This is a genomic window from Bradyrhizobium sp. SZCCHNRI3052, assembly GCF_032484895.1.
GTDB lineage: Bacteria > Pseudomonadota > Alphaproteobacteria > Rhizobiales > Xanthobacteraceae > Bradyrhizobium.
The window spans coordinates 1-6,280 of record NZ_JAUETW010000027.1; the positions used below are offsets into that span (position 1 = coordinate 1).

The following is a 6,280-nucleotide window of genomic DNA, read 5'->3' on the forward strand; positions in this document are numbered from 1 at the left end:
TTGCTCCACCCGCGCCACTCGGCGTACAACCCACCCGGACTCTAAACTCTGCTGGATGAAACTTCGGTGGCAGCTCAATTGGAGCCTCCCAGTACTCCGAGAGAACATGGGCCAAATGACGCGCCTTCACACTCAGACCCATCATAGTATAGGCGGGCGTTTCCATGATTGCTCGTTCCACGGGATCGAGCCGGGCTAACACGGCTTCATCCCTTGTCGTTAGGTACTCGTCGCACTGCGCAAGATTTCCGACACCACCATCGAGCTCAGCTACCAATGCCAAAAACTGCTTCTCAAGATCGATCAAAGGAGCGTCTGGGTCGCCTGAAGTAAGCTCCGGGCTAGTGTCCCTGGCGCGATTGTGCATTTTTTTGCCCGGGTAAACGAAAACCACCGATCTTAAACGGTTAGCGTTTATAAAAGCGGATGTCAACGCTTTTCGTGGCTGTTAGACGGAAATCGTGTTCCATGAAATGGCGGTTTGATGACTCCCGATCAATCTCGGGCAGCTCGTGGTCTGCTCGACTGGTCTCAGGCTGAATTGGCCACTCGGTCCAATCTAAGTGAGAGTACTATTCGTGATTTCGAAAAAGGCCGGCGGATCCCGTCAATCAACAATTTGGCGGCCGTCAGGCGTGCCTTGGAGGCGGGAGGCGTGCAATTCATCGACGGCGATCAGCCAGGAGTTCGATTGGCACGCTGATAGTTGGCTCCGATCGCTCAGATCCAGCCTCCGCTTACGTCGTAGACCCGGAAAGAGTGGTCACCACCCTCTTCCACCCCCACCGCGCCGGAAATCGACGCAGTTTGCCCATCACGCTCGCCGATGGGATGGGGTGCCGTTGATCCGCTTGCCGGAGGCGTAGGTTTTACCCAGGCGCTCCTCGCCCTTAAGCCGGTCCCCTTGCTCAACCAGGCTGTCCACCTTGGCTTGCATGCGCTCCAAGAGCGCTTCCGCCGACGCGGTCGCGACACCTGCCCGCTGAAGCTGAAGCTGGAGGATTTCCTTTTGCTGGCGGCCGATCTGGCGCCGCATTTGCTCGATATCCGAGCGGATGTATTCGATGGAGCGCATGGCCAAACGTGGGATTTCGCCACGGTGAACAAAACGGGCACGATAGTCAAGCAAGGCACAAAAAAGCCGCCGGATCGGCGGCCTTTAGGTTACATTTCATAAGAATGCGATCTACGCGTGCGCGAGCTTCTTCTGACGCTCAGCCTGTTTTGCCCGGATTTTATCCAGCGAATCCTGCGCCTGTTTCAGATGGCGCGCAGCATCATCGCCCGTCTTGATGGTCACACCGAGGGCGCGCGCGCGGTCTTCCGGCTTCTGCTGGCCCTTCTTGAGGGCGATATCGAAATGGTTACGAAGGCTCATGATCAGCTCCCACCGCTTCATTACCCTCAACTCGCTCCAAATGCGAGTGATCTTCGTCGCTCTTCCCTAGCAGCCAAAACTTGCAGCCGTGTTGATCAGTTCCCTCTTTTATCACGGTGTATCCGGATTGGCAGAGGGTTTCAGTTGCTTGGTCGTGCTTCTTCAGCGCACCTTTCCCGGGCTCGGTCAGCCAAGTAACTCTGAATATGTAGCTTGGATCGCATTCTGCAATAAGCTTAAGGTAGCATGCGCACGTGATATCAATTACAAGATGTCGAATTTCGGACGGAATTGCGCACCGAGCTTCGAGCGGATTCATCGTCAGATAAGAAACGCCATACTGTTGATCAAAAAGGTGAATTTCGTATCCGAAGCTGTAGAAATCGATAGGCGCGATACCGTCGCATGGACTTTCTCCATCACTTTCCTGGTACCCAACATCAATGGAAGTCAGCCAGCGGCCATCCTCGCTCAGCGCGATCGGGATCCGGATGTACCAGCATCCTTCCTCGTAATTGACGTCGAGGTCTGTCGGTATGTCTTCAAGGTCTGAAATCACTGGAGACATCGGACAGGTAAGATTGGGAAAATTCATGCCTTGGTTGCTTCACCCCAAAGGCGCGGACATACGCGAAGTCATCAGCTGCAGCAACCTTGAGCAGTTACGACGTTAGGAGCCCCCTCAATAAACTATCGTGCTGCAACACGGTATTCCCGATCGCCAAGCTTGCATCGGTGAATGCCGACAGGCTGGGCAGCTTATGCCTTCCCGTCACCGCCCACTTCGCCGCCTTTCGGATGGCGAACAGCGGGTATTCTCCAACGGCTTCGCACCACTCCGGCACCTGGAGCTTGAGCTTGGCGTCGTCCCTGGTCAACACGTTCAGCACGGCGAACATCGAGCCGATGGCGAGCTCCAGCTCCGGCCCGCGCTCCCGCGCCGGCTGAAGAACCTCAGTAGCGATCTCACCTGGCTTAAGCGCCGGAAAATCACGTGCGGTATACGATTCAACGGCGCAAGCTCCTCCTACTATTCAAGAGCCCGACTGGTTCGTTCAGGTCATGCATTGAAGCAAACGCACGATGGATCAACCGCTGACTGGCATATGAGTTCGTATACGCGCCCAAACGCCGGCAAGTGATTGATGCGCAGCGCCTTGTCGATCATTCGGCAACGCCGCTGTATTTTTCAAACCCGGCTGTGTAGACGCCTATTGATACCGACTCTTTGTTTCACCCCAATGAGATAGCCGTGCGCGGCCCGCCGAAGCGTCAGCACCGCAGGTGCATAGGGTGTGAGAAACCCTTACTTCGTTCTCCTGGTCCTCGGCTGCACGATTGCGCGGAAGACGGCTTGCCGCTCACCGACTTGCTCCGGCCCGGTATCGCTCGAGGAGCTTGCTCCGAGACGAAATGGCAACGGTCAGAATGAACCCGCGCGCCTGGCGTGAACTCCGGCAGCGAGCAGCAGCGCCACTGCCATCGGATCAAGGACCGCAACGAGCGCCAGCGTGAGCAGCCGGACCGCTCGCTCAAAGTCCGTGGCAGGTATACCAATCAGCTCTGCGAGATATCGTATCGGTCCGACCTCGGCCTCGGCACGCCTGCGTTGCGCGTCAACCTTGGCTTTTTCGATCTGTAGATTAGCGAGGGCCTGGGACTCTCGTTGGCGTTCCGCCGCGATGTCGGCACGTTCGCGACGCCTCTGGTCAGCGATCGTCATCGCTCCAACCGGCCGGCCAAGGCGCGTGGCCTCGTCGATGGCCGCGTCGATCTGGGCAATACGCCGGTCAATGTCGCTGACCACTCGGCCCTGCATCCCGAGGCGGGCCTCGACGTCTGCGGTTCTGTCGGCCAGGGTGAGATCTATGGATGCCATATGGTCGAGGTGGGCGCGGGTGAGGAAGCCGAATACGCCAACGGCGTTCAGGCCCATCAACACGCCAATCATTAGGATGAGGATGAATCTCAGGAGAGACGGCGCAGACGTCCAATGCTCAGTCAGCCAGGCCGCCGCCACGAGCTTGCCAGCCTCCAGTACGGCTCCCATGATGATGACAGGCCAGAAGGCCCCGGCAAAGATCGCGGTCAGGCCGTCGATGGAAAAGGCAGCCGATACACAAGCCAGCGCCAGAGCCACAATCAAAGCGGCGAGCTTGACACGTGTCGGGGAACGGTGAGCTTCCTCCGCTCCGGAGATCCCTGTGACGCCGGCGGAGTCCGTAACGACAGCGGTACCATCTGTAACGATCGACGTCACGGTCCCTGTTACATTGATCGCTTCAGCGTTACGGCTGATCAGGCCCGCGCGCTCCCAGGCTTTCAAGCGACGACTGGTCCGCATCCTATTCCAACCCCATTGGCGTCCGAGCTCAGCGGCGCTGACCGTCACGCGTCCCTCGGGCTGGGAGCGCAGCCAGGCCAGCGCCTCCATGTCATCGAATGGATGGGGCGGAACGGACTCGGTCATGATCAGATGCTGCTCCTTGCGTCTCGGCCCCGCGTGATCGGAGGCGCGCGAAAGGCCGGCTGCTCCAAAACGATAACGCTGACCTCAATGGCCGGAACCGGGAGCCGCCTGCCCAGACCAGGATCGGTCATCCCTCCTGCTCGCCCCGCGGGGAGAGACGGAGGGGGCCCCGGGGCGAGTGGTGCCGGATGGCGGACTTGTATGCCCGTTGCTTGGCGAAAGTGGATCAAGCCTCGCGAGCCCCACCCTGTGCGCAGGTGTCCCGCAAAGGTGGCACGTCCGAAGCTAGAGCGGAACGGCCGAATTGCGCGACGCCGCACGCTACAGCCCTCCCCTTAACGGCCACGATGCGCGCCGTTGCTGCCGAACTGCCGCCGCTCGACACGAAGTTTGGTCCCTCCGTCTCGGCGATTTGCGCGCGGCTTTAACACTAGTTTTCCTCAATGCTGGACCGATCCGTGTTGGATTGATGCTAGCGGGCCGTCCGACATTCCATCTCGGATTTGCAGACGAGTACCATCGCCGTTGCCGTTCGATCGCTCTGGATCCTGTCAATAGATCGCCAAGACCCTGCGACGGGATGCCAATGGTCCGACCGGAGCCGCAGCAAAGATGCTGCTTGAGGCTCACTACTCGTGTAGCCACCGCGCGGTGTCTGAGCCCAGTACAGACTGGGATTGGAGAGAAGCGAGCGAAGAGCGGGTAAGCGTCCGGCCGCCGCACATGCCTCAGGGCTTGACATGATCAGTCAGCTTCCAGCTCCACGGCAGCAATTCGTCGAGACGGTTGGCGGGATGTCCATCGATCATCCGCTGCAGTACGTCTCGCAGGTAGCCGTAGGGCTCGACGTCATTCAGCTTGCATGTCGTGATCAGCGAGCTAATGACCGCCCAACGATGTCCGCCACCGTCGCTGCCGGCGAACAGGTGGTTCTTGCGACCGAGCGTGACAGGACGGATCGCCCGTTCGACCGGATTGGTGTCGAGCTCAATCCGGCCGTCGTTCAGGAAGCGTGTAAGTCCGTGCCAGCGCGAGAGCGCATAGCGGATCGCCTCAGCCAGCGTGCTGCGGCCGGAGACCAGGCGGAGCTGGGCATCGAACCAGACATTCAGCGCGTCGACGATCGGCTTGGAGAACGTCCTGCGTTCGGCAAGTCGGGTGGCCGGCGACTGGCCGCGGATGCGCGCCTCGATGGCATAGAGCTCGCCGATCCGGCGCAGGGCTTCTGTTGCCACGGGAGACGCCGTGGCTTCGGCCACATCGTAGAACTTGCGTCGCGAGTGGCTCCAACAAGCTGCGAGCGTGATACCCTCCTTGTCGGCCAGCTGCTCGAAGCCAGCATATCCGTCGACATGCAGGATGCCCTTGAAGGCGGCAAGATGTGCGACCGGTCGCTCTGCCTTGCGATCCGGAGCGAACAAATAGATGGCAGCCGGAGGTTCGGGGCCGCTCCAGGGCCGTTGCTCACGCGCGTACACCCAAAGCCGTCCCGTCTTGGTTCGTCCGCGGCCAGGATCGAGTACTGGGATCGGCGTGTCATCGGCAAAGAGATGGTTGGAGGCGAACACGTTCTTGCACAGCCGTTCGTGCAAGGCCTCGAGCCACCAGCACGCCCCGCCAACCCAGCCAGCGAGCGTCGAGCGGCAGAGATCGACGCCATGACGGTCGAAGATCTGCGACTGCCGATAGAGCGGAAGGTGATCGCAGTACTTGCTGATCAACACGTGGGCGAGCAGCGCTGGCGTCGCCAGACCGCCAGCGATCAACCGCTCGGGCGCACCGGCTTGCACGACCTTTTTGCAGGCTCGGCAAGCGTATTTGGGTCTGGTCGTTCGCAGGACGCGAAGCTGAGCTGGTACCCAATCCAGCATCTCGCTGACGCTCTCACCGATCAGATGGAGAGCACCGCCACAGCAGACGCAGACGCGGTCTTGTACGTCAAGCAGAACGTCTTCGCGTGGCAGATGATCAGGCAGCTCACGACGTCGCGGCGGAGATTTGGATTCCGGGGTGACCTTCGGTTGCGCTTCTTCGACGCGGCCGATGTCGCTGTCGAGATCCTCCAGACCGAGTGCAAGCTGATCGGGATCGATGCGCTCGGAGCTACGACCGAACTGCATCCGCTGCAGCTGTTTGATGATGGACTTGAGACGCTCGATCTCGGTGTCGCGATGGTCGATGGCGGCCGCAATGTCGCGCACCAGGCGCTGCAGAAGCTCAGGATCAGAGGGAAGATTGGCGAGATCGAGCTGCATGTCCGATGGTACTCGAACACGCTGATTCGTAGAAGAATCGCAACTCAGTTCAGCACCGGTTTTGGCGGATCATCCTGCAATCGCAGGCCTCCATACGCGTTCTGGCGCGCGCCAGTCGATGCCTTCGATCAGCATCGCGAGCTGCGCCGGCGTGAGCGTGATCGAGCCATCATAACC

The 6,280-nt window shown here is 59.8% G+C and carries 8 protein-coding genes; 1 reads left to right on the forward strand and 7 read right to left on the reverse strand.

All coding sequences use genetic code 11. From position 1 onward, the window contains the following. Window positions 1-307 (reverse strand): hypothetical protein (locus QW887_RS34755; RefSeq protein ID WP_316196195.1); only part of this gene is annotated, 307 nt, incomplete at its 3' end. A 177-nt stretch (window positions 308-484) separates the two neighbouring features. Here QW887_RS34755 and QW887_RS34760 point away from each other — a divergent pair. Further along, the gene (locus QW887_RS34760) at window positions 485-703 is read left to right on the forward strand and encodes a helix-turn-helix transcriptional regulator (protein ID WP_316186259.1); all 219 of its coding nucleotides are present in this window, start codon (window positions 485-487) and stop codon (window positions 701-703) included. 111 nt (window positions 704-814) lie between these two features. Here QW887_RS34760 and QW887_RS34765 read toward each other — a convergent pair whose 3' ends face one another. The 6 genes from QW887_RS34765 to tnpC all read right to left on the reverse strand — a co-directional run bounded on the left by QW887_RS34765 (window position 815) and on the right by tnpC (window position 6,103). Further along, window positions 815-1,075 (reverse strand): hypothetical protein, encoded by a 261-nt coding sequence (locus tag QW887_RS34765; protein WP_316186260.1) that lies wholly within the window; start codon window positions 1,073-1,075, stop codon window positions 815-817. Window positions 1,076-1,186: 111 nt separating this feature from the next. Beyond that, the gene (locus QW887_RS34770) at window positions 1,187-1,378 is read right to left on the reverse strand and encodes a hypothetical protein (protein ID WP_316186261.1); all 192 of its coding nucleotides are present in this window, start codon (window positions 1,376-1,378) and stop codon (window positions 1,187-1,189) included. After that, a complete protein-coding gene (locus QW887_RS34775; protein WP_316186262.1) occupies window positions 1,365-1,973 on the reverse strand; it encodes a hypothetical protein in 609 nt (202 codons plus the stop codon). Before QW887_RS34775 ends, QW887_RS34770 begins: the two co-directional genes overlap by 14 nt. 67 nt (window positions 1,974-2,040) lie before the next feature. Next, window positions 2,041-2,277: a hypothetical protein gene (locus tag QW887_RS34780; RefSeq protein WP_316196196.1), complete on the reverse strand. Its 237-nt coding sequence runs from the start codon at window positions 2,275-2,277 to the stop codon at window positions 2,041-2,043. Between the two features lie 524 nt (window positions 2,278-2,801). Further along, window positions 2,802-3,848 carry a hypothetical protein gene (locus QW887_RS34785; protein ID WP_316186264.1) on the reverse strand — a complete coding sequence of 349 codons (1,047 nt, stop codon included), beginning with the start codon at window positions 3,846-3,848 and terminating at the stop codon, window positions 2,802-2,804. Between the two features lie 728 nt (window positions 3,849-4,576). Continuing rightward, window positions 4,577-6,103: an IS66 family transposase gene (gene tnpC, locus QW887_RS34790; RefSeq protein WP_315825833.1), complete on the reverse strand. Its 1,527-nt coding sequence runs from the start codon at window positions 6,101-6,103 to the stop codon at window positions 4,577-4,579. Window positions 6,104-6,280 lie beyond the last annotated feature (177 nt).

What these genes read in the sequence shown, in the direction of transcription:
- QW887_RS34760 (WP_316186259.1), top strand. Translation starts at nt 485, where the DNA reads ATGACTCCCGATCAATCTCGGGCAGCTCGTGGTCTGCTCGACTGGTCT.
- QW887_RS34765 (WP_316186260.1), bottom strand. Translation starts at nt 1,075, where the DNA reads ATGCGCTCCATCGAATACATCCGCTCGGATATCGAGCAAATGCGGCGC.
- QW887_RS34770 (WP_316186261.1), bottom strand. Translation starts at nt 1,378, where the DNA reads ATGAGCCTTCGTAACCATTTCGATATCGCCCTCAAGAAGGGCCAGCAG.
- QW887_RS34775 (WP_316186262.1), bottom strand. Translation starts at nt 1,973, where the DNA reads ATGAATTTTCCCAATCTTACCTGTCCGATGTCTCCAGTGATTTCAGAC.
- QW887_RS34780 (WP_316196196.1), bottom strand. Translation starts at nt 2,277, where the DNA reads ATGTTCGCCGTGCTGAACGTGTTGACCAGGGACGACGCCAAGCTCAAG.
- QW887_RS34785 (WP_316186264.1), bottom strand. Translation starts at nt 3,848, where the DNA reads ATGACCGAGTCCGTTCCGCCCCATCCATTCGATGACATGGAGGCGCTG.
- tnpC (WP_315825833.1), bottom strand. Translation starts at nt 6,103, where the DNA reads ATGCAGCTCGATCTCGCCAATCTTCCCTCTGATCCTGAGCTTCTGCAG.